At 67.5% G+C, this 26,086-nt stretch carries 25 protein-coding genes and 2 tRNA genes; 10 read left to right on the top strand and 17 right to left on the bottom strand.

All coding sequences use genetic code 11. The annotated features are described in order from the left end of the window. Positions 1-3: 3 nt before the first annotated feature. The 4 genes from ACTU3I_RS02130 to ACTU3I_RS02145 are packed head-to-tail and all read right to left on the bottom strand — an operon-like array spanning position 4 to position 3,652. On the bottom strand, positions 4-1,710 hold the full coding sequence (locus tag ACTU3I_RS02130; protein ID WP_442923957.1) for an AMP-binding protein: 1,707 nt from the start codon (positions 1,708-1,710) through the stop codon (positions 4-6). Then, the gene (locus tag ACTU3I_RS02135) at positions 1,703-2,815 is read right to left on the bottom strand and encodes an FAD-dependent monooxygenase (protein ID WP_442923958.1); all 1,113 of its coding nucleotides are present in this window, start codon (positions 2,813-2,815) and stop codon (positions 1,703-1,705) included. Before ACTU3I_RS02135 ends, ACTU3I_RS02130 begins: the two co-directional genes overlap by 8 nt. A 56-nt stretch (positions 2,816-2,871) precedes the next feature. Further along, entirely contained in the window at positions 2,872-3,189 is a 318-nt protein-coding gene (locus tag ACTU3I_RS02140) for a hypothetical protein (protein WP_442923959.1), read from the bottom strand. Further along, positions 3,179-3,652, bottom strand: a complete 474-nt coding sequence (locus ACTU3I_RS02145; protein WP_442923960.1) for a nuclear transport factor 2 family protein — start codon at positions 3,650-3,652, stop codon at positions 3,179-3,181. Before ACTU3I_RS02145 ends, ACTU3I_RS02140 begins: the two co-directional genes overlap by 11 nt. Positions 3,653-3,836: 184 nt before the next feature. On the opposite strand from ACTU3I_RS02145, the gene ACTU3I_RS02150 reads away from it, so the two are divergent. Further along, on the top strand, positions 3,837-4,766 hold the full coding sequence (locus ACTU3I_RS02150) for a LysR family transcriptional regulator (RefSeq protein ID WP_442923961.1): 930 nt from the start codon (positions 3,837-3,839) through the stop codon (positions 4,764-4,766). Here the strand turns inward: ACTU3I_RS02150 and ACTU3I_RS02155 are convergent. The 9 genes from ACTU3I_RS02155 to dnaA all read right to left on the bottom strand — a co-directional run bounded on the left by ACTU3I_RS02155 (position 4,757) and on the right by dnaA (position 14,869). Next, positions 4,757-4,829 (bottom strand) — tRNA-Ala (locus ACTU3I_RS02155). The two genes, ACTU3I_RS02150 and ACTU3I_RS02155, sit on opposite strands and share 10 nt — an antisense overlap. Positions 4,830-4,841: 12 nt before the next feature. After that, positions 4,842-4,915, bottom strand: a tRNA-Ile gene (locus tag ACTU3I_RS02160). Positions 4,916-4,985: 70 nt separating this feature from the next. After that, complete coding sequence (locus ACTU3I_RS02165; protein ID WP_442923962.1) at positions 4,986-5,390, bottom strand: DUF3566 domain-containing protein; 405 nt, start codon at positions 5,388-5,390, stop codon at positions 4,986-4,988. Continuing rightward, positions 5,387-7,954 carry a DNA gyrase subunit A gene (gene gyrA / locus ACTU3I_RS02170; RefSeq protein WP_442923963.1) on the bottom strand — a complete coding sequence of 856 codons (2,568 nt, stop codon included), beginning with the start codon at positions 7,952-7,954 and terminating at the stop codon, positions 5,387-5,389. The genes ACTU3I_RS02165 and gyrA overlap by 4 nt, the downstream gene beginning before the upstream one ends. A gap of 90 nt (positions 7,955-8,044) precedes the next feature. Next, positions 8,045-10,084, bottom strand: coding sequence for a DNA topoisomerase (ATP-hydrolyzing) subunit B (gene gyrB / locus ACTU3I_RS02175; protein WP_442923964.1), 2,040 nt, complete (start codon positions 10,082-10,084; stop codon positions 8,045-8,047). A 122-nt stretch (positions 10,085-10,206) separates the two neighbouring features. Next, positions 10,207-10,701: a DUF721 domain-containing protein gene (locus ACTU3I_RS02180; RefSeq protein ID WP_442923966.1), complete on the bottom strand. Its 495-nt coding sequence runs from the start codon at positions 10,699-10,701 to the stop codon at positions 10,207-10,209. Next, complete coding sequence (gene recF / locus ACTU3I_RS02185; protein WP_442923967.1) at positions 10,694-11,851, bottom strand: DNA replication/repair protein RecF; 1,158 nt, start codon at positions 11,849-11,851, stop codon at positions 10,694-10,696. Before recF ends, ACTU3I_RS02180 begins: the two co-directional genes overlap by 8 nt. A 41-nt stretch (positions 11,852-11,892) precedes the next feature. Further along, entirely contained in the window at positions 11,893-13,044 is a 1,152-nt protein-coding gene (gene dnaN / locus ACTU3I_RS02190) for a DNA polymerase III subunit beta (protein WP_442923968.1), read from the bottom strand. 406 nt (positions 13,045-13,450) lie between these two features. Further along, the gene (gene dnaA, locus ACTU3I_RS02195; protein WP_442923969.1) at positions 13,451-14,869 is read right to left on the bottom strand and encodes a chromosomal replication initiator protein DnaA; all 1,419 of its coding nucleotides are present in this window, start codon (positions 14,867-14,869) and stop codon (positions 13,451-13,453) included. Positions 14,870-15,176: 307 nt separating this feature from the next. Between dnaA and rpmH the strand changes: the two genes are divergently transcribed. The 9 genes from rpmH to ACTU3I_RS02240 all read left to right on the top strand — a co-directional run bounded on the left by rpmH (position 15,177) and on the right by ACTU3I_RS02240 (position 20,832). Beyond that, on the top strand, positions 15,177-15,314 hold the full coding sequence (rpmH, locus tag ACTU3I_RS02200; protein WP_005054680.1) for a 50S ribosomal protein L34: 138 nt from the start codon (positions 15,177-15,179) through the stop codon (positions 15,312-15,314). Between the two features lie 7 nt (positions 15,315-15,321). Further along, complete coding sequence (gene rnpA / locus ACTU3I_RS02205; RefSeq protein WP_442923970.1) at positions 15,322-15,657, top strand: ribonuclease P protein component; 336 nt, start codon at positions 15,322-15,324, stop codon at positions 15,655-15,657. Next, positions 15,654-16,010: a membrane protein insertion efficiency factor YidD gene (gene yidD, locus ACTU3I_RS02210; RefSeq protein ID WP_442923971.1), complete on the top strand. Its 357-nt coding sequence runs from the start codon at positions 15,654-15,656 to the stop codon at positions 16,008-16,010. Before rnpA ends, yidD begins: the two co-directional genes overlap by 4 nt. Before the next feature lie 3 nt (positions 16,011-16,013). After that, positions 16,014-17,087 carry a membrane protein insertase YidC gene (gene yidC / locus ACTU3I_RS02215; protein WP_442923972.1) on the top strand — a complete coding sequence of 358 codons (1,074 nt, stop codon included), beginning with the start codon at positions 16,014-16,016 and terminating at the stop codon, positions 17,085-17,087. A 15-nt stretch (positions 17,088-17,102) separates the two neighbouring features. Then, on the top strand, positions 17,103-17,612 hold the full coding sequence (locus ACTU3I_RS02220; protein ID WP_442923973.1) for a Jag family protein: 510 nt from the start codon (positions 17,103-17,105) through the stop codon (positions 17,610-17,612). Positions 17,613-17,628: 16 nt separating this feature from the next. Next, positions 17,629-18,255 carry a 16S rRNA (guanine(527)-N(7))-methyltransferase RsmG gene (rsmG, locus tag ACTU3I_RS02225; RefSeq protein WP_442923974.1) on the top strand — a complete coding sequence of 209 codons (627 nt, stop codon included), beginning with the start codon at positions 17,629-17,631 and terminating at the stop codon, positions 18,253-18,255. Between the two features lie 291 nt (positions 18,256-18,546). Then, positions 18,547-19,461, top strand: a complete 915-nt coding sequence (locus ACTU3I_RS02230) for a ParA family protein (RefSeq protein ID WP_442923975.1) — start codon at positions 18,547-18,549, stop codon at positions 19,459-19,461. Continuing rightward, positions 19,461-20,423, top strand: a complete 963-nt coding sequence (locus tag ACTU3I_RS02235; protein WP_442923976.1) for a ParB/RepB/Spo0J family partition protein — start codon at positions 19,461-19,463, stop codon at positions 20,421-20,423. The genes ACTU3I_RS02230 and ACTU3I_RS02235 overlap by 1 nt, the downstream gene beginning before the upstream one ends. Before the next feature lie 61 nt (positions 20,424-20,484). Continuing rightward, on the top strand, positions 20,485-20,832 hold the full coding sequence (locus ACTU3I_RS02240) for a tryptophan synthase subunit alpha (RefSeq protein ID WP_442923977.1): 348 nt from the start codon (positions 20,485-20,487) through the stop codon (positions 20,830-20,832). Positions 20,833-20,883: 51 nt separating this feature from the next. Here the strand turns inward: ACTU3I_RS02240 and trxA are convergent, their stop codons facing one another. The 4 genes from trxA to ACTU3I_RS02260 all read right to left on the bottom strand — a co-directional run bounded on the left by trxA (position 20,884) and on the right by ACTU3I_RS02260 (position 26,059). After that, the gene (gene trxA / locus ACTU3I_RS02245; protein WP_442923978.1) at positions 20,884-21,207 is read right to left on the bottom strand and encodes a thioredoxin; all 324 of its coding nucleotides are present in this window, start codon (positions 21,205-21,207) and stop codon (positions 20,884-20,886) included. Positions 21,208-21,267: 60 nt separating this feature from the next. Further along, positions 21,268-22,254, bottom strand: a complete 987-nt coding sequence (gene trxB / locus ACTU3I_RS02250; RefSeq protein ID WP_442923979.1) for a thioredoxin-disulfide reductase — start codon at positions 22,252-22,254, stop codon at positions 21,268-21,270. 71 nt (positions 22,255-22,325) lie between these two features. Beyond that, positions 22,326-23,942: a murein biosynthesis integral membrane protein MurJ gene (gene murJ, locus ACTU3I_RS02255; RefSeq protein WP_442923980.1), complete on the bottom strand. Its 1,617-nt coding sequence runs from the start codon at positions 23,940-23,942 to the stop codon at positions 22,326-22,328. Beyond that, on the bottom strand, positions 23,939-26,059 hold the full coding sequence (locus tag ACTU3I_RS02260; protein ID WP_442923981.1) for a DUF6049 family protein: 2,121 nt from the start codon (positions 26,057-26,059) through the stop codon (positions 23,939-23,941). Before ACTU3I_RS02260 ends, murJ begins: the two co-directional genes overlap by 4 nt. Positions 26,060-26,086: the final 27 nt, after the last annotated feature.

A 26,086-nucleotide genomic window follows, 5' to 3' on the forward strand; every position in this document is an offset into this window, starting at 1 on the left:
GGTTCAGCCGCGGAGGCCGAAATCGTCGTCTCGGTGCTCGGTCTCGATGCGGCGATCGGCCTCGTCCTCCTCCCGCCGGCGAAGCTCGACGCGGCGGATCTTGCCGCTAATCGTCTTGGGGAGCTCGGCGAACTCCAGCCGCCTGACCCGCAGGTAGGGCGGGAGCTTCTCTCGCGCGAACGCGAGGATCTCCCGCGCCGTGTCGGCATCGGGCTGGTGACCGGGAGAGAGGGCGATGTACGCCTTCGGAACCGCCAGGCGCACCGCGTCCGGCGCCGGCACGACGGCGGCCTCGGCGACCGCGGGGTGCTCGATCAACACGGACTCGAGCTCGAACGGGCTGACCTTGTAATCGGACGCCTTGAAGACGTCGTCGCTGCGTCCGATGTACGTGATGTACCCGTCCTCGTCCCGCACCGCGACGTCACCCGTGTGGTAGAAGCCACCGGCGATCGCGGCGGTGTTGCGGACCTCGTCGCCCTGGTACCCCGTCATCAGCGGAAGCGGATGCTGGCCGAGGTCGAGACAGATCTCGCCCTCACCGACGCCTTCGACGAGCGCGCCGGTCGCCGGATCGACCAGGACCACGGGGACGCCGGGAAGCGGTCGTCCCATGGAACCGGCCTTCACCGGCTGGCCGGGAGTATTGGCCACCGCCGCCGTGCATTCGGTCTGTCCGAACCCGTCCCGGATCGTCAGACCCCACTGGCGCTGGACCTGACTGATGACCTCGGGATTGAGGGGCTCGCCGGCACCCAGCGCTTCCCGCAGTGCCCGCGGCCTTCCGCGGGAGAGGTCGGCGTTGATGATCATCCGCCACACCGTCGGCGGGGCGCAGAACGACGTCACGTTCTCCGAGCCGAGTTGCCGGATGAGGGCGGCCGCATCGAACCTCGCGTAGTTGTAGACGAGCACGGTCGCCTGCGCCAGCCAGGGGGCGAAGAAGTTCGACCAGGCGTGCTTGGCCCACCCCGGTGACGAGATGTTCAGATGCACGTCCCCCGGCTTCAGCCCGAGCCAGTACAGCGTCGAGAGGTGCCCGACCGGGTAGCTGCGATGGGTGTGCTCCACCAGCTTCGGCCGGCTCGTCGTGCCGCTGGTGAAATACAGCAGCAACCGATCGCTCGAGGCGTTCCCGGGATGCTCCAGGCGGGGGTCGGAGATCGTGTAGGCATCGGCGTACGGCGTCCAGCCATCGACCGGGGCGCCGACGACGAACTTGCGGTGGTCCCCGGCGATGGCGGAGAACTTCCCGGTGTCGGCGGCGTTGGCGATCACGGCACGCGCCTGACCCCGCGCGATCCGGTCGGTGAGGTCATCCGTTCCGACCGCGGTGGTGGTCGGCATGATCACGGCACCGAGCTTCATGACGGCGAGCATCGACTCCCATAGCTCGACCTGATTGCCGAGCATGACGATCACGCTGTCCCCGCGACCGATTCCGGCCTCTCCCAGCGCCGCGGCGACCTGGTCGGAGCGGTGCGCGAGCTCCGCGAAGCTGTACGACGCCCGTCTGCCGTCCTCCTCGACGACCACCAGCGCCGGGGTGTCGTTACCCCGGGCCAGCGGGTCGAACCAGTCGTGCGCGAAGTTGAAGTGTGCGCCGACGTCGGGCCAGTGGAACTCCGCGACCGCCCGGTCGTAGTCCGTTCGCAGCGCGATGAGCTTGTCCCTCGCCCGCATCAGCGCCGCGTTCGCCGTCTCAGCCATGGGAAAGGGTCCAGTGCGAATCGGTGAGCATCCAGTGCGTGAAGCTGACGTAGTTGAGAGCGAACTCCTCCGGCGTCGCGGAGTCCTCGACGACCGTGGACAACTCCAGCGCCCGGCGATAGTGCGGAATCCGGTCCTGCTCGTAGAGTTTCAGGGCCGACGCCACGTCGTCGGTGGCGGTGAGCAGACGCGCCAGGAGCAACGCGTCCTCCACGCCGAGCGTGGCTCCGGCGGTGATGTGCGGAGACATCGCGTGTGCGGCGTCACCGACGAGCACCACTCGATCCGACGTCCACGACGGCAGCGGCGGCACCAGCATGATCTGGTTGCGGAGAACGACTTCCTCGGGCGTCGCCTCGATCAGCGCCTGAAGCGCGGGGTTCCACCCCTCGGTGTCCATATGTGCGGCGCGCTGCAGAGCCTGCTCCTTCACGGAGCCGATGAGCTCTCCCGACTCGAACTGGTTGACCAGCCAGTACACGGTGCCGTCGGCGGTGGGCACGTAGCCGCCGCGGGTGCGCTCGTGTCCGACGACGATCACGCCGCGCTCGACGGTCACCCCTTCGGGCGGCGCGATGACCGCACGCCAGGCGAGGTGACCCTCGTGCTCGACCGCGTCGCTCCCGGGAAGGAGAAGGGAGCGGATGACGGAGTAGGCCCCGTCGGCGCCGATGAGGACATCCCCCGTGAGCGCGGTGCCGTCTTCGAGATGCACGTCCACGCCCGACGGGGTCTCATCGAAGCCGACGACACGTGCGTTGAGGCGGATGTTCTCCTGCCCGACCGCCTCGGCCAGCAGATCGTTCAGCTTCGCCCGATGCACCAGCACGTACTGGTGGAACTCGTCGTCGAAGCCGGGTGTCGTGATCACCTGCCCCGCCGGCCCCCGGAAACGCATCTCGGCCGGGCGACCGATCTCTCGCACGTCGTCGCCGATCCCCAACTCGTCGAAGACCGCGAGGGCGTTCGCCCAGAGCCCCAGGCCCGCGCCCGCGGCGCGGATCTCCGGCGCCTGCTCGCAGACCACTGCCTCGATCCCTTGCTTCCGCAGCGCGATGGCGCTGACCAATCCGACGATTCCGCCGCCTGCCACGATTGCACGCACCGGTTACCTCCTGCTCTTGAGAGTCACGACAGTTGCCATCGGCGCTTCCGACGCCGTCACGCCATTCCGGAGCCGGCAGTCGGTACGAGCCGCACCGTCACCGCTTCTGCGGCCATGAGTTCCTTCGCCGGGATCGCGACGGTCGCCTTGAAGGCCGGGTCGCGGTGGACGCGCTCCACGACGGCCGCTCGTTCCTCCTCGTCGTCGAACCGGCGGATCCAGACGAACGCGTCCTCGTCGTCGGCATCGACGAACGAACCCACGACGGTCATCCCGCCCGCCTGATGGAGGGGAATGACCGTCTCCACCATCCAGCGCGCCAGCTCCGGGCCGCGGCCGGACGGAGCGGTCTCTCTGCGAACCTCAAGCCACACGATGTTCCCTCTCTCTGGCGACGCGGTAGAGGTCGGGGTCACCCTCCCAGGGCGCCGTGCGGACCACGGCCCAGCGGCGGATCGACCAGCCATCGGCAGACCTGATCAGCTCGAGGTCCCAGTAGCCGCGCATGGTGCAGTAGTCCACACCGTCTCGCGGGAGGTGGTGGTAGGCGACCATGTGCGTCCGGCAGCGCGCGACGTTCCCGTGGACCTCGATCAGCGGGACCGAGGGTGCGTGGTGCGTGACGGCGAACCCCTCCAAGGTCTCGCGCGCCTTCGCGGTCAGCTCATCCGCCGTCAGGCGGATGGCAGCCTCGTCGATCTTCGCCGACTGATCCAGTGTCATCTCCTCGGCGAAGAGGTCCCGGAAACGGCGCCAGTCCTGGTCGTCCTGCGCATGAGCGAGACTCGCGACCACACCGGCGATACCGACCCAGTCGGCCGGGCTGACGTCGCTCATATGTCCTCATCCCCCGGGCTCCGCCACCGGAGGCGGGCCCGCATCCGCCACGCTAGGCGAGATCTTCGGAGATGGACAGTGCAATCTTGTTAGCCATGGATTAACCCTGACGCAATCAACGACGAGGTCTTCCTCGGTCCAGGATGCCGCGGGCTGCACTTTCGTCCGGAGTACGATGACGCGCATGCAACTCGACTTGAACCTGCTCACGACGCTCGACGCCCTCCTCGAGGAGGGCAGCGTGATGGGTGCCGCCGAGCGCCTCCGGCTCTCGTCGCCGGCGGTCAGCCGGGCGCTCGGCCGTCTACGGCGGTTGACAGGCGACGACATCCTGGTCCGCTCGGGGCGCGTGATGATCCCGACACCGTACGCGATATCGATCAGGGAGCACGTTCGCGATCTGGTCCGTCAGGCGCGCGACGTGCTGAAGCCCGACCTGGAGCTCGACATGGCCCTCCTCGAGCGCACGTTCACCATCCAGTGCCACGACACCATTGCGACATCGTTGGTGCCGTCGCTGATCCGCCGTGTCCAGGCGCAGGCCCCGGGCGTGCAGCTGCGCGTGCTCACCGAGACCTCACGCGACACGGACGACCTGCGGCTGGGGAGGGTCGATATCGAGCTCTCGGCGAACCTTCCCGATCTCCCGGTCCTGCGGACCGAGACCCTCGGTGAGGACCGTCTCGTCGTGACCATGCGCCGCGATCACCCGTGCGCGCGGAAGCTCGACCTCGAGACGTATGCGGCGCAGAGTCACGTGGTCATCTCCCGCCGCGGTCGCCTCGCCGCTCCCATCGACGAGCTTCTCGCCGCCCAGGGTCTGCGCCGGCGGGTCGTCGCGACGGTGGCGACAGCGGCGGCAGGACTGTCCGCCGCCAGTCACAGCGACGTCCTGGTGACGCTCACGGACATCGCCAGTCGACCGCTCGTCGAGGCCTTCGGACTGACGACTCGACCGCTGCCGGTCGAGTATCCGGCCATGCACATCAACTGCAACTGGCACCGGCGCTATGACTCCGACCCGGCGCACTCCTGGCTGCGAGAGCAGGTTCGCGCCGCGTTCGCCGAGATCTCGGCCGCGGACAAGACGGAGGGAAGAGGGAGTGGAGCCTAGGAGATTCGAACTCCTGACATCCTGCTTGCAAAGCAGGCGCTCTACCAACTGAGCTAAGGCCCCCGAGGCGGAAAGTGGGGCTACCAGGACTTGAACCTGGGACCTCTTCATTATCAGTGAAGCGCTCTAACCGCCTGAGCTATAGCCCCGCATCTCGGTCGACGACACGGTCGTCAACCTCGAAGACTTTACCCGACACGCGGGCTTTTTCCGAATCGGTCAGTTGGAGGTGAAGCCCACCAGCAGGCCCCCGGTGACCTTCACGGCGAGATTGTAGATCCCCGCGATGACGGCGCCCAGCACGGTCACCACGATGAGGTTCAGGATGGCGACGATCGCGGCGAAGGCCATGACCTGGGGGAGATCCACGAAGGCGCGGATCGAGACCCCACCGTCGGAGAAACTGGTGAAGAACTCGTCCACGCGGTCGATCAGCCCCGTCGTCTGCACGACCATGAAGACGAGGAAGAACGAGACGACTGTCACGATCGCGAGAGCGACCGCGGCCAGGAAGGAGAGCTTCACGGCCGACCAGAAGTCGACATACACCAGACGCAGGCGGACCTGCTTCGAGCTGGTCTTCGACGTCGATTTCTTCGCCAGCTTGTCGGCTACCGTGCTCATGCGTCAGTACTCTCCTCGGGGGTGTCGGCGGCGGCGGGTGTAGCCGCTGCGTCCACCGCGATGTCGGCTACCTCGGCCGTTTCGGTCAGGCCCCGCTCGCCGTTTCGAGCGATCGCGATGATGCGATCGTCGTCTCCCGCGCGGGCGAAAACGACCCCCATGGTGTCGCGGCCCTTGGCAGGCACCTCGGCCACGGAGGAGCGTACCACCTTGCCGCTGGCAAGAACCACAAGGACCTCGTCCTCCTCCGAGACGATGAGACCGCCCGCCAAGTCGCCCCGATCGTCGCTCAAACGGGCCACCTTGATGCCCAGTCCACCACGACTCTGGCCGCGGTACTGGTCCACCGCGGTGCGCTTGGCGTACCCTCCCTCGGTCACGACGAAGACGTATCCGGCGCCGTTGACGACCGATGCCGACAGGAGACTGTCATCGCCGCGGAACGACATGCCCTTCACGCCCTCCGTCGCCCGGCCCATCGGGCGAAGCGAGTCGTCGGTGGCGGTGAACCGCAGCGACATCCCGTGCCGACTGATCAGCATGATGTCGTCGCCGTCGTTGACGAGGAGCGCGCTGACGAGCTCGTCGCCGTCACGGAGCTTGATCGCGATGACGCCGCCCTGGCGGTTGGTGTCGTACTCGGACAGGCGGGTCTTCTTCACCAGGCCCCCGCGCGTGGCGAGCGTGAGATACGTCGCCACCTCGTAGTCGCGGATGTCGAGGATCTGGGCGATCTCCTCATCCGGCTGCAGCGCGAGAAGGTTCGCGACGTGCTGACCCTTGGCGTCGCGCCCGGCCTCCGGCACCTCGTACGTCTTCGCGCGATACACGCGGCCCTTGTTCGTGAAGAACAGCAGCCAGTGGTGCGTCGTGGTGACGAAGAAGTGCTCCACCACGTCATCCGCCCGAAGCTGCGCGCCCTTCACGCCGCGGCCGCCGCGGTGCTGCGACCGGTAGTTGTCACTGCGGGTGCGTTTGATGTAGCCGTCGCGGGTGACGGTGAGCACCATCTCCTCTTCGGGGATGAGGTCTTCCACGCTCATATCGCCGTCGTAGCCCGGGACGATCTCGGTGCGGCGGTCGTCGCCGAACTTGTCGACGACGGCCGTCAGCTCTTCGCGGATGATGCGGCGCTGGCGTATCGCGTCGGCGAGGATGTCGTTGTAGTCAGCGATGCGGGCCTCGAGCTCGGTCGCCTCGTCGATGATCTTCTGGCGCTCGAGCGCAGCCAGACGTCGCAGCTGCATGTCGAGGATCGCCGCCGCCTGGATGTCATCGATCTTCAGCAGCTCCTGCAGGCCGGCACTGGCCTCCTGCACGGTGGGCGAGCGGCGGATCAGGGAGATGACCTCGTCGAGCGCGTCGAGCGCCTTGAGATACCCGCGCAGGATGTGCATGCGCTCCTCGGCCTTGCGCAGGCGATACCGCGTGCGCCGGACGATGACTTCGACCTGGTGCTCGATCCATAGCGAGATGAATCCGTCCAGCGGCAGCGTGCGCGGCACCCCGTCGACGATCGCGAGCATGTTCGCGCCGAAGTTCTCCTGCAGCTGGGTGTGCTTGTACAGGTTGTTGAGCACGACCTTCGCCACGGCATCGCGCTTGAGCACGATGACCAGGCGCTGGCCGGTGCGACCGGACGTCTCGTCACGGATGTCGGCGATGCCGGTGATCTTGCCGTCGCGAGCGAGGTCGCCGATCTTCACCGCGACGTTGTCGGGGTTCACCTGATACGGGAGTTCCGTGATCACGAGGCACGTGCGGCCCTGGATCTCCTCCACGTTGACGACAGCGCGCATCGTGATGGAGCCGCGCCCGGTGCGGTAGGCCTCTTTGATCCCGCGCGTCCCCAGGATCTGCGCGGCGGTGGGGAAGTCCGGCCCGGGGATGCGCTCCATGAGAGCCTCGAGCAGCTCTTCGCGGGAGGCATCCGGGTGGTCCAGGGCCCATAGGGCCCCGGAGGCGACCTCGCGGAGGTTGTGGGGCGGGATGTTCGTGGCCATGCCGACGGCGATACCCACCGAGCCGTTGACGAGGAGGTTCGGGAATCGAGCCGGCAGAACGACCGGCTCCTGGGTCTGCCCGTCGTAGTTGTCCTGGAAGTCGACGGTCTCCTCTTCGATGTCGCGCACCATCTCGAGCGCGAGCGGAGCCATCTTCGTCTCGGTGTACCGCGGGGCGGCAGCGCCCTGATTGCCGGGGGAGCCGAAGTTCCCCTGTCCGAGGGCCAGCGGATACCGCAGCGACCACGGCTGGACGAGGCGGACGAGGGCGTCGTAGATGGGGGCGTCGCCGTGCGGGTGGTAATGCCCCATGACCTCGCCCACGACACGTGCGCACTTGGAGAACGACTTGTCGGGGCGGAACCCGCCGTCGTACATGCCGTAGATCACACGGCGGTGCACGGGCTTCAGGCCGTCGCGCACGTCGGGGAGGGCGCGCCCGACGATCACGCTCATCGCGTAGTCGAGGTAGCTGCGCTGCATCTCCAGCTGCAGGTCGACCTGGTCGATCTTGCCGTGGTCGTGCGCGGGAGGAGAGTCGGGGCGCTCTTCGTCAGCCATGTCTTCTTACCTTCTGTCGGCCCTTCGTCTCGCTCGGCTCGCTCAGGGACCGGTTGCTGAGCGAGGCGGGGATGCCGCCGAGACGAAGCATCAGATGTCGAGGAAGCGGACGTCCTTGGCGTTGCGCTGGATGAATCCGCGCCGTGACTCCACGTCTTCGCCCATGAGGATCGAGAAGATCTCGTCGGCCGATGCCGCGTCGTCGATCGTCACCTGACGAAGGGTTCGCGTCTGCGGGTCCATCGTGGTCTCCCACAGTTCGTGGTCGTTCATCTCGCCGAGACCCTTGTACCGCTGGATGCCGTTGTCCTTCGGGATGCGCTTCCCCTCGGCCTGTCCGGCAAGCAGCAGCGCATCGCGCTCGCGGTCGCTGTACGCATACTCGTGAGCCGAGTTCGACCACTTCAGCCGGTACAGCGGCGGCTGGGCGAGGTAGACGAAGCCGGCCTCGATCAGTCCGCGCATGTAGCGGAACAGCAGCGTCAGCAGCAGCGTCGTGATGTGCTGGCCATCCACGTCCGCATCCGCCATCAGGACGATCTTGTGATAGCGGGCCTTGCCGATGTCGAAGTCCTCGCCGATGCCCGTGCCGAAGGCCTGGATCATCGCCTGCACTTCCTTGTTGCCCAGCGCCCGGTCCAGCCGCGCCCGCTCGACGTTGAGGATCTTGCCGCGCAGCGCGAGGATCGCCTGCGTGTGCGGGTCGCGACCCTGCACGGCCGAGCCGCCGGCCGAGTCACCCTCCACGAGGAAGATCTCGCTGATCGAGGGGTCCTTGCTCGTGCAGTCCTTGAGCTTGTCGGGCATCGCCGCCGACTCGAACACGCTCTTGCGGCGGGCGGTCTCCCGGGCCTTGCGCGCCGCCATCCGGGCACTCGCGGCGTCGATCGCCTTGCGGATGACGTTCTTGGCCTGCACCGGGTTGCGGTCGAACCAGTCGCCGAGCTGATCCCCGACGACCTTCTGCACGAACGCCTTCGCCTCGGTGTTCCCGAGCTTGGTCTTCGTTTGGCCTTCGAACTGCGGCTCCGACAGCTTCACCGAGAGCACCGCCGTCAGTCCCTCGCGCACATCCTCGCCCGTGAGGTTGTCATCCTTGTCCTTGAGGAGGTTGTTCGCGCGAGCGTAACGGTTCACCAGGGTCGTCAGCGCAGCACGGAAACCTTCCTCGTGCGTTCCGCCCTCATGCGTGTTGATGGTGTTGGCGAAGGTGAAGACGTTCTCGCTGTAGCTCGTCGTCCACTGCATCGCCATCTCGAGCGCGATGTGGCGGTCGGTGTCTTCGGATTCGAAATCGATGATCTCGTCATTGACGACATCCGATCGGCGCACCTTGTTGAGGTACTCGACGTAGTCGACGAGGCCGCGCTCGTACAGGAAGCTGTCGCGCGGATGGTGCGGCGTCTCCTTCCCGTCTTCGCCCGCCTCGACCGAGATCGCCTGCGGGCGCTCGTCGCGCAGGTCGATGCGCAGACCCTTGTTGAGGAACGCCATCTGCTGGAAGCGGGTGCGCAGCGTCTCGTAGTCGAAGTCCACCGTGTCGAAGATGTCTTCGTCCGGCCAGAACGTGATCGTGGTGCCGGTGTCATCCGTCGCCTCGCCCTGTGCCAGGGGCGCCTGGGGCACGCCGCCGTTGCGATACGACTGACGCCAGACGTGACCTTCGCGCTTGACCTCGACCTCGAGTCGCGATGACAGGGCGTTCACGACCGAGGAGCCGACGCCGTGGAGACCACCGGACACGGCATACCCGCCGCCGCCGAACTTGCCGCCGGCGTGCAGCACGGTGAGCACGACCTCGACGGTGGACTTGCCTTCGGTGCGGTGCATCCCCACGGGGATGCCGCGGCCGTTGTCGATGACACGCACGGCGCCGTCCTCGAGGATCGTCACCTGGATGGTGTCGCAGTGTCCCGCGAGCGCCTCGTCGACGGAGTTGTCGACGATCTCGTAGACGAGGTGGTGCAGACCGCGCTCACCGGTGGAGCCGATGTACATGCCCGGCCGCTTGCGGACGGCCTCCAGGCCCTCGAGCACCTGGATGGCGTCGGCCCCGTAGTCGTTCGAAACCTTGTGGGAGGGAGCGGAAGTCGGTTCCTCGGGAACGCTGTCGGGGTTCACGGACGTCATAGGTTTCGTGCGCTCCACATCGGTCGAAAGGATTGCTTCCAGTCTACCGAACGACAGCCTCCAACGGGGCCTGTACGCCCCTGTGGCGCGTTGAAAATTGGCGGTGGACCACAGAACGTGTCTCAGCCGTAGGTATCGCGCGGACCACGCCCTGGAATGGCTCTCGGGCCCCATTTCCAGGAGGGGACGTCGGGTCCGATAAATCGGATGGACTCCACCCCTGCCTCGGGGAAGCGCCGGATGATCTCCGACAGCACCTGGGCGCGCATCAGCTGAAGCTGCTTCGCCCACGCCGTCGAGTCGGCCTGCACGGTGAGCAATCCGGCATCCAGCGCCACCGGCCGGGTGTGCTTCGCCGTCTCGCCCCCGGCGACGTCTTCCCACGTGCGCGCCAGGTCGGCGCGCGAGAGCTGCGGTCCCCACCCCGCGTCGCGCGTGAGCCGGTCGAGCACGTCGCCGAGACCGGACGGGTCGCGGCCCGCCGTGAAGGGCTGGTTCTCATCGGACGCGGTCGACCGCGCGCGGCGTCGCCGGAACTTCGACGGCTCCAGGCCCCGAAGGCGAAGGTACGTGACGAGCGTCTCCGGCATCTCCGTGCCGCCGGCCGGCTCACTCATCCGCACCTCCGACGATGCGGCCGGCCTCCACGCGGACGACTCGGGCCCGCAACCCGTCGGGAACGTCTTCTTCGACCGCGGAGGTCACGATGACCTGCTCGTATCCGGCTGCGACGTCTGCCAGGCGGGAGCGGCGCCCGGCGTCGAGTTCGGCGAACACGTCGTCGAGGATGAGGACCGGGTCGCCCAGTTGCGATTCGGCGCGGAGGAGCTCGGCCGAGGCGAGCCGGAGCGACAGTGCCACGGACCACGACTCGCCGTGGGAGGCGTACCCCTTCACCGGCAGACCGCGCACACGCAGGACGAGATCGTCCCGGTGCGGCCCGACGAGGGTCAGCCCGCGATCGAGCTCTGCAACGCGTCGAGCCGCGAGCGCGGTTCGGAACTGGTCGGCGATCGACGAGGATCCGTCGATGTCGGACGCATCCGACTCGTCCTCCTCCGGATCGCCTCCCCTCACCGACAGCGCCCACTCCAGGCGAGGTTCGTGGTCGGCGCCAGCGATCGCCGAGTACGCGCTCGCGACGGGTGCCGACAGATCGTTCGCCAGAGCCAGCCGCGCCTGGATGACCTCGGTGCCGAGGGAGACGAGCTTGTCATCCCACACATCGAGGGTCGACAGCGCGTCGCCACGGACTCCGCGCGCCCTGGCCGACTTCAGAAGCGCTGTGCGCTGCCGGAGCACCCGGTCGTAGTCGGCGAGGACACCCGCCATCCGCGGCGAGCGCTGAATGAGGAGCGAGTCGGCGAACCGTCTCCGGGAAGAGGGGTCGCCGCGCACGATCTGCAGGTCTTCGGGGGCGAACAACACGACCTGCGCATAACGCGGCAGCTCAGCGGTGCGCACGGCCGCGCCGTTGACGCGCGCCTTGTTGGAGCCGGAGCGGTTGAGCTGCAGCTCGAGGAGCACGTGCCGCTCGCCGTGGGCCAGCCGGGCCCGGACCACGGCGGCGTCTGCACCGTCACGCACCATCGGCGCATCGGCCGACACCCGGTGCGAGCCGAGGGTGGCGAGGTAGGCGATCGCCTCGACGAGATTCGTCTTGCCCTGTCCGTTGCGACCGACGAACACGTTCGGACCGGCAACGAGCGAGACATCGGCGGCCGCGTAATTGCGGAAGTCGACGAGCCCGAGCTGTTCCACGATCACCGCGTCAGCCTACCCGCGGCCCCCGACGCTTCCTCTGGTGGTCAGCGAAGGAGGAGGTTCGGCTGGAGCAGGTACTTGAAGGAGCCGTCGCCACCCTTGTCGACGGATGTCTGCGGCGTGACCAGGACGGGGCTCAGCTTGTTGGCGTTCTCACTGGAGGTGAAGGTGACCCGGGTGAACTCGCTGCGAACGGCGCCGAGGGATTCCAGCAGGTACTGCGGGTTCAGCCCCAGGGTCACGTCGTCACCCAGGAGCGTCGCGTCGACCGACTCGGTCGCGCGGGCCTGCTCGGTCCCCGAGGCATCCATCGACACGCCCTCCGACGAGAAGGTGAACCGCAGCGGCGCCGAGCGGTCGAGAACGAGGGATACGCGTCGGACGGCCTCGGCCAGCTCGGCCGTGTTCACGACGGCGTGATGCTCGGTCTGCGCGGGGAAGAGGCGACGTACCGGCGGGAAGTTGCCCTTGATGAGCAGCGAGGTCACGGTCTTGTTGCCGGCGGTGAAGGCGATGATCTCGCGGTCGCCCGACCCGGAGAACGCGATCGCGATGTCGCCCCCGTGGGCGAAGGTCTTCCCGACCTCCTGGAGCGTGCGTGCCGGGACCAGAGCGGTGATCGGCTCATCGGCGGGTGCAGCGCCCCCATCCCACGGGATCTCGCGCAGCGCCACGCGGTAGCGGTCGGTGGCGACGAGACTGAGGCTGGTGCCGGTGACCTCCAGCTGGACGCCCGTGAGAACCGGTGTCACATCGTCGCGCGACGCCGCGAACGCCACCTGTGCGATCGCCGTGGCGAAATCCTCCGCGGGAACGAGGCCGGATCGGCCGGAGACCTCGGGGATCGCGGGATATTCCTGAACCGGCATCGACGCGAGGGTGAACCGGGCCGATCCGCAGGTGAGGAGGATGCCACCATCGTCGTCGACGGCGATCTGGATGGGCGCGTTCGGAAGCCGGCTGGCGATCTCGGACAGCAGACGGCCGTGGACGAGGATCGTCCCGGGCTCGTCCACCGTGGCCTCGATCGTGGTGCGCGCGGAGGCTTCGTAGTCGAAGGCGGCGAGAGAGAGACCATCTTCGGATGCCTCGATGAGAACGCCGGCCAGGATCGGCTGCGGGTTGCGCTGCGGGAGGAGCTTGACGACGAACGACACGGCTTCGCTGAACACATCGCGATTGACGTGAAACTTCACGGGTGCTCCCTCGACGTCTGGTCTGGCGTACTCATGCTAGTGCCCGTGCCGACGCGCTTTGGAAGTCCACCCCGCCCTGCAAAGGTGATCGGATCGTTTTCTTCCAGGTAAATATCTTCATCTTGTTAACGCCTGTGGAAACTGTGGACAACGCGAGACATGCCTGCGCGGACATGGGAACTACACGCGTGTGAGATGTGTGGCGGATGCGGAGAGCCCGTGGAGACGGAGGAGGAGCGCGGCGGCCGCGCTCCTCCGATTCCACAGGCGTGAATGGATCCACTCACATTCGCTGGGCGTGTCGTCCACGGTTATCCACAGGTTTTCCACACTGTGGGAAACGTATTTTGGGGTCAGTGGAGCAGCGGTGTCAAGACGACGTCGACACCGGGCGCGTCGGGCGCACTCAGCGTGAACGGCCCAGCTGCGTGGTGATCTCGGAGACCTGGTTGTAGATGGACCGGCGCTCCTTCATGAGGTCGCTGATCTTCTTGTACGCGTACATCACCGTGGTGTGGTCGCGGTTGCCGAAGAGCTGGCCGATCTTGGGGAGAGAAAGGCTCGTCCGCTCGCGGCATAGGTACATGGCGATCTGACGGGCCGTGGCCACCGCCTGCGAGCGGCTCGACCCGTAGAGGTCGTCGACCGACAGCTTGAAGTACTGCGCGGTCGCCGTGATGATGTCGGTCGGCGAGACGACATTCGCATCGTCCTGGTCGACGATGTCGCGCAGCACCGTCTGGGCGAGCGACATGTCGAGGTTCGAGCGATTGAGGCTGGCGAAGGCCGATACGCGGATGAGAGCGCCCTCGAGCTCACGGATGTTCGACGACACCACGGTCGCGATGTACTCGAGCACCTCGTCGGGGATCTGAAGTCGCTCGCTCTGCGCCTTCTTGCGGAGGATCGCGATGCGGGTCTCGAGGTCGGGCGCCTGCACGTCGGTGATGAGGCCCCACTCGAAGCGACTGCGCATGCGGTCCTCGAAGCCGGTGAGGTGTTTGGGCGGAACATCGCTCGTGATCACGACCTGCTTGTCGTGATCGTGAAGCGTGTTGAAGGTGTGGAAGAACGCTTCCTGGGTCTCGGCGCGCCCCTGGAGGAACTGGATGTCGTCGATGAGGAGGATGTCGACGTCGCGATATCGGGCCTGGAAGGCGGAGCCGCGGTTGTTGACGATCGAGTTGATGAAATCGTTGGTGAACTCTTCGCTCGAGACGTAACGCACCCGGATGCCCGCGTACATGCTGACGGCGTAGTCGCCGATGGCGTGCAGCAGGTGCGTCTTGCCGAGCCCGGAGTCCCCGTAGATGAACAGCGGGTTGTAGGCCTTGGCGGGTGCTTCGGCGACGGCGACGGCCGCAGCATGGGCGAACCGGTTGGACTGACCGATGACGAAGTTGTCGAAGGTGTACTTCGGGTTGAGTCGGGTGTCGCTGCGCGACGCTGGCGACGCGGCTTCGCCGGCGTCATCCGGCGCCGGGCGCGAGACCTGCGTCGCGGCAGCACTCGTGCTCTGCACGGTCAATGGCGCAGTGAGGTGCGCGTCGATGAGATCGGGGTTGACCGCGACGCGGAAGCTGCTGGCCGGCTCGGGAGTATCCACCCGCGTGAGCGCCTCCATGAGCGGGGCGCGCAAGCGCTTGTTGATCTGCGCCGCGGTGAGGTCATTGGGTACGTCGAGGTAGAGCACGCCCGCATACACGCCACTGGGGACGACCAGGTTGAGGAAACCCTGCAGCTGCGGCGTCACGCGGTCGTCCTGCAGGAGCTGCTCGAGAACGGCGGGCCAGATGGGGACGTCGGGGTCATCGTTCGGCGACATGGTCCCCCTGGGTGTGGATGGTGCGAATCCGACGCGACGCGACGTTGCCCCGAGCCTGTGGATAACTGACGTGGACACGCTAGTCAGCGAGCGTGCGGAGAAGCAAACCCCACTGTAGATCCGGGCCGCGTGTCTCGTCGCGGACCTCGGCGTCGCTTGGGGATAATGTGCGCCTGCACGCGCGACGGTTTGAGTTCTCCCCCGTCACGACGTAGCCTTAGTCGGTTGACTTATGCCATCACGGCAGTCCCTCGAAACCCGTCCCCGGCCCTGATCTCCCGGGGATCCCTCTTCCGGAAGTGACCTCATGAGCAAGCGTACGTTCCAGCCGAACAACCGTCGTCGTGCCAAGAAGCACGGCTTCCGTGCCCGTATGCGCACCCGCGCCGGCCGTTCGATCCTCTCCGCTCGTCGCGCCAAGGGGCGCACCGAGCTGTCCGCCTGACCGAGCGGTGCTCGCGAAGCCGAACCGACTCACCCGCGGATCGGACTACAAGGCCGTCGTCCGGCGGGGATCGCGGTGTGCCGCAGCGCACACGGTGACCTACGTCGGAGACGGTGAGTCCGCGCACGCTCGGTTCGGCTTCATCGTGAGTCGGCAGGTCGGCTCCGCCGTCATTCGCAACACGGTGCGCCGCCGGTTGAAGGCGGTATGCGCAGCGGCACTGTCGGACGTGCGACCCGGTGCCGACGTCGTCATTCGGGCGCTGCCGAGTGCGGCCTCCGCGGATTTCGGGATGCTGCGCGACGAGGTCGTGCGGTGCCTGCGGCGGAAGGCGGCCGCATGAGCAGCGCCACGCTCCCCGTCGCCTTCGTCGGAGACGGTCGCTTCGAGCCGTCCGGCGTGCTGGCGTCTCTGCCGCTCGTCCCTCGGAACCTCGGCCTGGCGCTCCTTCACGGCTACCGCGCAACGATCTCCCATGTTTACGGCGACGTGTGCAAGTACTATCCGTCGTGCTCGGCCTATGCGGTCGGCGCTGTGCAGCAGCACGGACTCGTCAAGGGCTCGGCATTGGCCGCGGCCCGGCTGGCGCGCTGCCACCCCTGGGCACAGGGCGGCATCGATGATGTGAAACCGCACCGCGACTTTCGTTACGAGCTCACCCCGCACGGTTTCGTCGTGCCCCCTGGAAAGGACTGATCCGTGCCGGATCTCATTGGAATCGTCCTCTGGCCGCTCAAATGGGCGGTCGAGGCCGTGCTGGTCGCCTGGCACGCGTTGTTCACCTTCATCGGCTTGCCGGCCGCGGAGGGCATCACATGGGTGCTGTCGATCATCGGCCTGGTGATCGTGGTCCGATCGGCGCTGATCCCGCTCTTCGTCCGGCAGATCAAGAGCCAGCGGAAGATGATGGAAATCGCCCCTGAACTGCGGAAAGTTCAGGAGAAATACCGCGGCAAGAAGGACCAGCTCTCTCGCGAGGCGATGAGTCGCGAGACAATGGCGCTGTACAAGAAGCACGGAACGACACCTGTTTCTAGCTGCCTGCCCCTCCTCGTCCAGATGCCGATCTTCTTCGCGTTGTTCAGCGTGCTGAACGATGTCGCCAAGCACGCGGGGGCGAACACGGGCGGTGTCGGTCTGCTGGACGCCGAGCTCACCCAGGAGTTCTACGACGCCAAGCTGTTCGGGGTCGCGTCGCTCCATGAGACCCTCATCAACGCCTTCGAGACCGGCAACACCACCGCCGTCATCATCCTCGTCGTTCTCGTTGTCCTCATGATCGGCTCGCAGTTCTTCACTCAGCTGCAGATCATCTCGAAGAACCTCTCCCCCGAGGCCAAGACCGGCCAGGCCTACCAGATGCAGCGCATCATGCTCTACATCCTGCCGCTCGCCTTCATCTTCTCCGGTGTCTTCTTCCCGCTCGGTGTGGTCATCTACTGGTTCGTGAGCAACCTGTGGACGATGGTTCAGCAGTTCGTCGTCATCCGGGAGATGCCGACCCCGGGATCGGATGCCGCCAAGGCGCGCGAGGAGCGTCTCGCACGCAAGGGCAAGGCACTCGATGCACAGGGCAAGGTCATCTCCATGGAGAAGTACCAGGCCGAGCAGCAGCGCCTGCTGGACGAGGCCGAACGCGCTCGCGCCGCCCAGCCGAAGCGGCAGCAGCCTGTGAGCAAGCAGCGCGCCAAGAAGCAGGGCACGAAGCGTCCGGACGGAACGGCCGGTGCACAGTCCGGCGGCGCGACGCCCGACTCCCCCGTATCCTCCTGAGAACGAAGGACTGTCATGACCGCTGATCCCACCGACGTCGCGCCCGCGCTCGATGCGACCGCATCCGCTGAGCAGCTCGAGCAGGAGGGTGACATCGCCGCGGACTATCTCGAGGAGCTGCTGGACATCGCAGACATCGACGGCGACCTGGCGCTCGACGTACGCAGCGGACGGGCATACGTCTCAGTTGAGGCGGATGCCGCGAGTTCGTTGTCGCGGCTGTCGGAGCCCGATACCGTCCAGGCCTTGCAAGAGCTCACGCGTCTCGCTGTCCAGACGAAGACCGGGCACTTCTCGCGGCTGATCCTCGACGTCGGTGGATCACGTTCGGTTCGACAGCGCGAGTTGGCCGACCTCGTCGATCGCGCTGCGACGAGGCTCGATGACGGTGCCTCGCAGGCGTCGCTCCCACCGATGTCGAGCTACGAGCGCAAGCTCATCCACGACATCGCGGCCGAGCGCGGCCTCGTGTCGGAGTCGTACGGTGAGGGCGCTGATCGTCACACCGTGCTCCGCCGGGCGTGATGTTTCACGTGAAACGGTGACGAACGTCGAGTCGGAACCGGCTGTCGCCGCCGAGATCTTCGGTGACCGCATCGCCGTCGCGCGGTCATTCACGGCTGCCCTGGCCGCTCAGGGCGAAGAGCGTGGACTCATCGGTCCGCTCGAGCCGTCCCGCATATGGACGCGCCATATTCTGAACAGTGCGGTGACCGCACCCCTCTTCTCCGGGCGCGTCGCGGATGTCGGCTCGGGGGCGGGGTTGCCCGGGTTGGTGTTGGCGATCGCGCGCCCGGACGTGGAGTGGGTTCTCATCGAGCCGATGGAGCGACGGACCAGGTGGCTGCACGAGCAGAAGAATGAGCTCGGCTTGTCGAACGTGGAGATCGTCCGCTCGCGTGGTGAGGAGTGGTCGGGCTCGGGCACGGTCGACGCGGTGACCGCTCGCGCGGTCAGCGCACTGCGCACGCTCCTGCCATTCACCGCACCGCTCGTGAAGGACGGTGGTGAGCTGATCCTTCTCAAGGGCGCGAACGCGCACAACGAGATCGAAGCCGCTGCCAAGCAGATCCGCGCGCACCGCCTGTCGAATGTGCGTGTCGAGATGATCGGCGAAAACCTCCTCGACGAGCCGGCACGGGTGATTCGCGCCAGCGTCCGCGCTTAAGGCATCGGGTGGCGGTGTGGCGTCGCCCGCGCTTGCCCGTCCGCTCTCACCGCCGATGTTTCACGTGAAACATCGGCGGTCCAGGAATCGCGGCGTCGTGCGGCCCGCATCGTACGCGACGAGTAGTGGTGTCGGCGCACTCAGCGGCGTGGTGACGTTTCACGTGAAACATCCTGGGCGTGGATGCGAAGGCCGATGACGGCTGCGCAGTGTGGAGGAAGTCGGGCGAGGTCGGCGCACGGCGATAGACTGGGGAGTCCGTGGCCCGAACGGCGAAGGAGTACGTTTCACGTGAAACAATCCGACGACTCCGGGTCTGGTGTGACGTTCGATTCCCCCATCGCCCGTGAACTCGCGGATCTCTCCGCTCGCCGCCGTGCACTGGAAGCCGTGGAGGTCTCTCTGTCGGGAACGACCCGTGTCCTCACGGTGTCGAACCAGAAGGGCGGTGTCGGAAAGACGACGTCCGCCGTCAACATCGCTGCCGCGCTCGCGTCCGTCGGAGCTCGCGTTCTCGTCATAGACCTGGATCCGCAGGGCAACGCGTCGACGGCTCTGGGCGTTCCGCACACGGCTGACACGCCGAGCGTCTACGACGTGCTCATCGACGAGTTCCCCCTCGCCGACATCGTGCAGCAGAGTCCCGAGTCATCCAACCTGTTCTGCGCTCCCAGCACGATCCACCTGGCGGGTGCGGAGATCGAGCTCGTCTCGCAAGTGGCGCGGGAGCATCGTTTGCGCACCGCCCTCGAGCACTACCTTGCTGACGACGGTCAGTGGATGGATTTCGTGCTGATCGACTGCCCACCGTCGTTGGGCCTCTTGACGATCAATGCCTTCACGGCCGCGCAGGAGGTGCTCATCCCTATTCAGTGCGAGTACTACGCACTGGAGGGATTGAGCCAGCTCCTCGGAAGCGTGCGGATGATCCAGCGCCATCTGAATCCGCAGTTGCATGTCTCGACGATCATGCTGACCATGTACGACGGGCGTACGCGGCTTGCGCAGCAGGTGGCGGAGGAGGTGCGTTCGCACTTTCCCCGGGAGGTGCTGGACACCGTGATCCCGCGGTCGGTGCGCGTGTCGGAGGCCCCGAGCTTCGGCCAGACGGTCATCGCGTACGACGGAAATTCGGCGGGCGCCATCGCGTACCGCGAGGCAGCCATCGAGATCATTCGACGGGCGACGAACGAGAAGGAGTCCTGATGGCGAAGAGGACCGGACTAGGGCGGGGTATCGGGGCACTGATCCCGACGACGGAGCAGAACGAGGCCCGTCCGGTGGACGTGTTCTTCCCGGGGGCTGCCGAACCGGATGCGGCGTCGACGCCGGCCGATTCCTTCCCTGCGGAGGCGGGGGACCTCGTCGCGGTGCCGGGCGCCCGACTGGTCCACATCGATCCCCATCGAATCGTCCCGAACCCGCGGCAGCCGCGGACCAACTTCGACGCCGACGATCTTGCTGAGCTCGTGCACAGCGTGCGTGAGTTCGGAGTGCTCCAGCCCGTCGTGGTGCGCGACCTCGGGGATGGTCAGTACGAACTCATCATGGGCGAGCGCCGCACGCGCGCCGCACGCGAGGCGGGACTCGACAGTATCCCCGCGGTCGTCCGCGACACCGCGGACGAGCACCTGCTCCGCGACGCGCTGCTCGAGAACCTGCATCGTTCGCAGCTGAACCCGCTCGAAGAGGCGTCGGCGTACCAGCAGCTTCTCGAGGACTTCGGCATCACGCAGGAAGAGCTGGCGTCGAGGATCGGCCGCTCACGCCCGCAGATCAGCAACACGATCCGCCTTCTGCGCCTGCCGGTTCCCGTACAGCAGCGGGTGGCGGCTGGTGTGCTCAGCGCGGGGCACGCCCGCGCGATCCTGTCGGTGGAAGATGAGACGCAGATGCAGCGGCTCGCCGACAAGATCGTCAACGAGGATCTCTCGGTTCGCGCGGCGGAGGCCGCGGCCAAGGGTGCCGGCCCTCGTCGGCCCGCGCCCAAAGCGGGCACGCGTCGCGGGCACCTGGACGAGGTGGGTGAGCGGCTCGGCGACCGGTTGAACACGCGGGTTAGGGTCTCGCTCACAGCTAGAAAAGGCCAGGTCGTGATCGATTTCGCTACGGTACAGGACCTCAATCGCATCCTCACGGAGCTGGGTGAGGAGCCCTTCGGCGGGTGAGGCCCGCACCTCGTTGCGTGCGAATCACCCGCCCGAGGCGAGAGGCACGTACGCTGGAATCATGACCGCGCACGACGACGCCCCACAGCGGCGGGCGAGTCTCGAGGTGCTGCGTGCAGAGGCGGCGGACGAGCGGTCGGTGCTCGTCCACGAGCGTCTTCTCAGCGGTGAGGATCCGTGGGATTTCATGGATGACCTGCCGAGCGTCGACGAACTGGTGGTCCTGACGCTGCGGGCGGAGAACATCGCGCGCAACGGCGGTGTCCGTCCCAACCGGGCACGGCACTACCGGGTCCTCCGGCAGATCGCCCTCGACTACCCGCCGCTCACGCGCGCGGTGTGGCGCCTGCTCGGCGAGGACGAGGGTCATCGCCGGTGGGATGTCTCCGTGCGCCTCGACGCGTCCTGAAAAACACAAGAACCCGGCGACCGAGGTCGCCGGGTTCTCTTCGCGCGGATGTCAGCCGATGTACTTGGCGAGATCCTGTTCGAGCGCGAACTTCGGCTTGGCGCCGATGATCGTCGTCTCGACCTCGCCTGCGTGGAACACCTTCATCGCGGGGATCGAGGTGATCTGGTACTTCATGGCCAGGTCGGGGTTCTCGTCGACGTTCAGCTTCATGATCGTGATCTTGTCGGGGTGCTCCGACTGGATCTCATCCAGGATGGGGGAGACCATTCGACACGGTCCGCACCACTCGGCCCAGAAGTCCACCAGTACGGGACCCTCGGCCTGAAGCACGTCCTGCTCGAAGGTCTGGGATGTCGTGACCTTTGCGCTCATATCGTTCCTCCTCGGAAAAGCTTGCTTCCTGATCCAACGCGCGGACGCGCGGGATTGTTCCTAGACCACGTGGGCGTCGGCGAGACCGTCGATCTCCGCGGCATCCGGAGCCGGCTCTCCGGCGTCGCCCATCGCGGCGAGATAGTGCTCCACGTCCAGTGCCGCCACGGTGCCGCTGCCGGCCGCCGTCACGGCCTGTCGGTACGTGGGGTCGATCACGTCTCCCGCGGCGAACACACCGGGGACGGACGTGCGCGAAGTGCGTCCGTCGACCCACACCGTTCCTTCGCTGGTGAGATCCAGCTTTCCGTGCACGAGGTGCGTGCGCGGGTCGTAGCCGATGGCGACGAAGACGCCCTCGAGCGGAAGCTCGCTGAGCGTGCCGTCGACGGTCGACCGCAGCTGTACGCCGGTGACCGCGTCGTCGCCGAGAATGTCGGCGACTTCGCTGTTCCAGACGAACTCGATCTTGTCGTTCTTGAGGGCGCGCTCCTGCATGATCTTGGACGCCCGCAGCTCACCGCGACGGTGGATGATGTAGACCTTCGAGGCGAACTTCGTCAGGAACGTCGCCTCCTCCATGGCGGAGTCGCCGCCGCCGACCACGGCGATGACGCGCTCGCGGAAGAAGAAACCGTCACACGTGGCGCAGTACGACACCCCCCGGCCCGACAGGCGCGACTCGCCCTCGATGCCGATCTTGCGCGGCGCCGATCCCGTCGCGAAGACGATCGACTCCGCCTCGTGGGACGCGCCGGAGCCGAGCGTGACCTTCTTGACGAGCCCGTCGAGCTCGAGGCCCACGACGTCGTCGTAGACGACCTGTGCACCGAATTTCTCCGCCTGCTCCTGCATCCGGGTCATGAGGTCGGGTCCCTGGATGCCCTCGGGGAACCCCGGGAAGTTCTCCACCTCGGTGGTGTTCATGAGCTCGCCGCCGGCCTCGACAGAGCTGGCGATGACGAGCGGCTCGAGGTTCGCCCGGGCGGCATAGATCGCGGCCGTGTAACCCGCGGGGCCTGATCCGATGATGATGACGTGACGCACGTGCGCGCCCCCTTCGTTGTTCCCTAGGCGTAAACCCATGGTAGCCGCGGGATATTCCGGGCGGCGGGGCGTCACCGGCGCGGCAGGAAACGGCGCAGCATGCCGATGGCGGGGGTGAGCTCGGGGGCGCGGAAGACCGCGAGGATCCCTAGATAAACCGCGAGGACCACGCCTCCGACGATCGTCGCGCCGAGGGCTCCGAGGAGGCGGTCGGCGGTCGTCCAGCCCTCGTCGCCGCCGAGGAGGAGGTACACGCCCCACCCGGCCGCCGCGGCGGGGATCGCCGCGAGGGCGAAGCGCCCGAGCGACGGCAGCCACTCCGCGGTCCCCACACTGCCCAGACGCCGATGAAGGAGCACCGCGGCGAGGAGCACCTGCACGGTGATGGCGAGCGATTGGCCGAGCGCGACGCCTGCCGCCAGCTGATCGACGGGGAGGAGCCCCGCTCCGACGGCTGCTCCCGCGGCGAGGGCGGTGGCGGCGACGAGCACGCCCTGGACTGCCGTGAACACGAACGGGGTGCGGGTGTCGTTGTACGCGTAGAACGTGCGCTGCACGACGAAGAGCACCGACATCGGCAGAAGGCTCACGAGGAAGCAGAGCAGGACGGGCGCGGCCTGAAGCGCCTCGCCGGCCGTCGTCGTGAAGATGCGAGAGGCCGGCACGGCTGCCACCGCGAGAGCGGCGGTCGCAGCCACGATGAACAACCCGAGGATCCGGATGCTGCGTCCGACGTCGGAGACGACGGCGGAGTGGCGTCCGGCGCTGGCGTGCTCGCTCAGCTGCGTGAAGTACGGGGTGCCGATGGACACGACGATGATGGAGTAGGGGAGCATGAACAGCAGCCAGGCGTTCTGCGAGGCGAACACCGACGGCCCGTCGCCCGAAGACTCCGACAGCACGTTCGTCTGGACGATGCCCGCGACCTGGCCGACCACGACCATGAGGAAGGTCCATCCGGCGAGACGCCCGATGTGGCGCAGCCCGACGCCTCGCCACCGGAAGTCGGGGCGCAGATGGAGCCCTGCGCGCCGCCAGAACAGCACGAGGACTGCGCACTGCGTCACGATGCCGAACGTCGCCGTTCCCGCGAGAACGGCGATCTTCGACGGATCCCACTGGGAGACCTCCTCGAGCGGACCGCCGAAGACGAGGGTGAACGCGACGAAACCGATGATCGAGACGATGTTGTTGAGAATCGGCGCCCACGTGAAGGGCCCGAACACCCGCCGGGCGTTGAGGATCTCGCCGAGGAGCGCGTAGAGGCCGTAGAAGAAGATCTGCGGCAGACACCAGTAGGCGAAAGCCGTGGACAGCGCCTGCTGAGCGGGCGTGAAGCTGCTCGTGTAGAGCGCGATCAGCCACGGGGCGAGCACCATCGCCACGGCCGTGGTCACCAGCAGCGCCACGGTGCCCAGCGTGAAAACCTTCGAGATGAACGCCCGTCCGCCGTCGGCGTGCGCGGCCGCCTGCACGATCTGCGGCACGATCACCGCGGTGAGAAGGCCGGTGGAGATGATCGCGAAGATGTTGTTGGGAAGCTGATTGGCCACCGCGAAGGCGTCCCCCGCGGTGCTCCCGACGGAGCCGATCGCTCCGACGAGCACGACGGTGCGCAAGAGCCCCGTCACCCGGGAGATGACCGTGCCGGCGCCGATGAGGACGCTCGCGCGACCGAGCCCGCTCATCCGCCGCCTCCGGGCGGCGTATCGGTGCCCACATCCGCATCCTGCTCCGGGGCTGGTCGGCGGGCGCGGCGCCTCACGACGGTGCGGAAGATCCCGAGGCCCACGAAGAGCACCATCAGGACGATGAGGATGACGAGCCCGATCGTCTCCCACTCGGCGCGGACCTCGACCTCGGCGCTCTGCACGGCGCCGACGGCCACGCCTGCCGGGCTGTAGAGCTGCATGGTGACGGTCACGGCGCCGTTGCCGATGCGCGCCTGCACGGGGATGGCCGCGCGGGTGTTGCTGTCGGCCGGCGCGAGGACCTCGGTGCGCTCGGCCACCACCAACTGCGGAGCGTCGGGGCGGGCGACCAGCGTGACCCGGACGGGATACGGCAGGTCGTTGCGGACCCACGGCGCGAACGTGGCGTCGTAGCTGATGAGGTTCAGAGTGCTCGAGGGGAGGATCCCGACGGAGTCGAGGGTCGCTGCGGTCTGCTCGCGGTGTGTGACCATGGCCGCAGCGCGCGCGGCGCTGTCGGCCCGCCATCCCACGGCGAGAAGCTGCAGGATCTCGGCCCGCTCTCGACCGGTGAGCAGGGCGGGGTCGTCGAGCACGGTGGCGAACTGCGCGACGGTGGCCTCGTCGGAGAGAAGCTGTTGCAGGTCGGCGACCGCCGCCTCGTCTGGCGCCAGCTCGTCGACGGTGACCGGTGCGACGTCGGCCGCCAGCAAGGGCGGAAGTCCGGTGGGCGATGTGCCCGGGGCGGATGCGGCGACGATGGCCGTGCGCAGGCTCACGCGTTCCCGATCGGTGCCGCGGTCGACAGTGACCAGCAGCGGCTGCCCTCCGCTTTCGCGGGTGGCGAAGGCCAGGTGCGCGGTCGCCTCCGTCAGGGCGGCGCCGCGCAGCGAGGTGTCGGGCTGATCGGCTGCGCGGCGGAGAGCGTCGGAGATGGCGCTGTCGTAGATCAGCAGCTGGGCGTCGCCTGCTGCGCCGCGCGCGCGCGCCGTGCGATCGCCCTGGCCTCCGGCCGTCGTCGCGGAGGGGATCAGGGTGAGCGAGGGGGCGCCGTCCACGCCGGCCGATCCGAGCGCCGCGACGACATCGGCGCCGGCCGTGCCCGTGCCCGGCCAGTACATGCCTGCTGCGGCATGTGGGCCCACCGTCGTGAGTTCAGCGAGGTCGGGGAGCACGGGAACCGCCGGATCCGCGCCCGGGGTGGGCGTCGGGGAGGGGGAGGCGGCGATGTTGCCGGGTGTGATGTACGAAGTCAGCGACGTCGGTTGGAGGGGCGGGGTCAGGCCCGCGTGCACCTGGGTCGCGAGATCGGCGTCGCCGAACTGCAGCGGGAAGCGGGTGTTCGGGAGGGATTCGAGTCGGGCGAGCCACTCCGCGGCCGTCGTGGGGGCAGCAGTGCCCAGAACCCGGATGGCCGCGACGACCGCGGGATCGACCGCGAGGATCGCCTCGGTTCCGTCCACGGCGTCGAGCTGCGCGGTGAGCTCTCCGTCAGCGGCGGTGAGGGGCGCGAGCTCCTCGGCGCTGAGGAGGCCCGCCTCCTGCGGGGCGGCGGCGATCGGGACGACGACTCCGACGGGGGTTGCCACGGTGTCATCCGGGACCACGACGACGCTGGTCGACACCAGCGTGTCGCCGCCGACCGACGCTGTCGCCCGCAGCGGATAGACCCCGGGGGCGCGGCCCGCGAGAACCGGCTCCTCGGGGGCCACGATGATCCCGGCCGTCGCGTCGGCGCCGGAGCGCACGGCCTCGATCGCGGCGGTTCCCACCACCGGACCGGGAGCTGCCGCACGGGCATCGGTGAGCCAGCTCGAGAGCGCCTGCCTGTCGGGGAGAGCGGCGGCGCCCAGCTCGAGCGTGACGAGAGAGGCCGGGAGATCCGATGCGGTGGCGTTCTCCACCGTCGCCGAGACCGACAGCGCGGAGCCGGGCCGGAGGATCCCGCTTCCGACCGGGGAGAGCGTCAGGACCGCTCCGCCGGGTTCGGCGGGCGGCGTCGCCGCGTGCGCGGGAATCGCGACGCCGACGGCGATCAGCGCCGCGGAGATCGCTGCAACGATACGTCTCAGGCGGCGGGGGCGCAGCGCGCGGGCAGGAGGGGTGTGGGTCATACGAGCTCCGGCGCGGCGGATGGCGGC

It is taken from the genome of Microbacterium sp. RD1 (assembly GCF_052220165.1).
Taxonomy (GTDB): Bacteria; Actinomycetota; Actinomycetes; order Actinomycetales; family Microbacteriaceae; genus Microbacterium.

Coding starts and splice junctions, on each gene's coding strand:
- ACTU3I_RS02130 (WP_442923957.1), bottom strand. CDS start 1,710: ATGGCTGAGACGGCGAACGCGGCGCTGATGCGGGCGAGGGACAAGCTC.
- ACTU3I_RS02145 (WP_442923960.1), bottom strand. CDS start 3,652: ATGAGCGACGTCAGCCCGGCCGACTGGGTCGGTATCGCCGGTGTGGTC.
- ACTU3I_RS02150 (WP_442923961.1), top strand. CDS start 3,837: ATGCAACTCGACTTGAACCTGCTCACGACGCTCGACGCCCTCCTCGAG.
- ACTU3I_RS02165 (WP_442923962.1), bottom strand. CDS start 5,390: ATGAGCACGGTAGCCGACAAGCTGGCGAAGAAATCGACGTCGAAGACC.
- gyrA (WP_442923963.1), bottom strand. CDS start 7,954: ATGGCTGACGAAGAGCGCCCCGACTCTCCTCCCGCGCACGACCACGGC.
- gyrB (WP_442923964.1), bottom strand. CDS start 10,084: ATGACGTCCGTGAACCCCGACAGCGTTCCCGAGGAACCGACTTCCGCT.
- ACTU3I_RS02180 (WP_442923966.1), bottom strand. CDS start 10,701: ATGAGTGAGCCGGCCGGCGGCACGGAGATGCCGGAGACGCTCGTCACG.
- dnaA (WP_442923969.1), bottom strand. CDS start 14,869: ATGTCGCCGAACGATGACCCCGACGTCCCCATCTGGCCCGCCGTTCTC.
- rpmH (WP_005054680.1), top strand. CDS start 15,177: ATGAGCAAGCGTACGTTCCAGCCGAACAACCGTCGTCGTGCCAAGAAG.
- yidD (WP_442923971.1), top strand. CDS start 15,654: ATGAGCAGCGCCACGCTCCCCGTCGCCTTCGTCGGAGACGGTCGCTTC.
- ACTU3I_RS02220 (WP_442923973.1), top strand. CDS start 17,103: ATGACCGCTGATCCCACCGACGTCGCGCCCGCGCTCGATGCGACCGCA.
- ACTU3I_RS02235 (WP_442923976.1), top strand. CDS start 19,461: ATGGCGAAGAGGACCGGACTAGGGCGGGGTATCGGGGCACTGATCCCG.
- ACTU3I_RS02240 (WP_442923977.1), top strand. CDS start 20,485: ATGACCGCGCACGACGACGCCCCACAGCGGCGGGCGAGTCTCGAGGTG.
- trxA (WP_442923978.1), bottom strand. CDS start 21,207: ATGAGCGCAAAGGTCACGACATCCCAGACCTTCGAGCAGGACGTGCTT.
- murJ (WP_442923980.1), bottom strand. CDS start 23,942: ATGAGCGGGCTCGGTCGCGCGAGCGTCCTCATCGGCGCCGGCACGGTC.
- ACTU3I_RS02260 (WP_442923981.1), bottom strand. CDS start 26,059: ATGACCCACACCCCTCCTGCCCGCGCGCTGCGCCCCCGCCGCCTGAGA.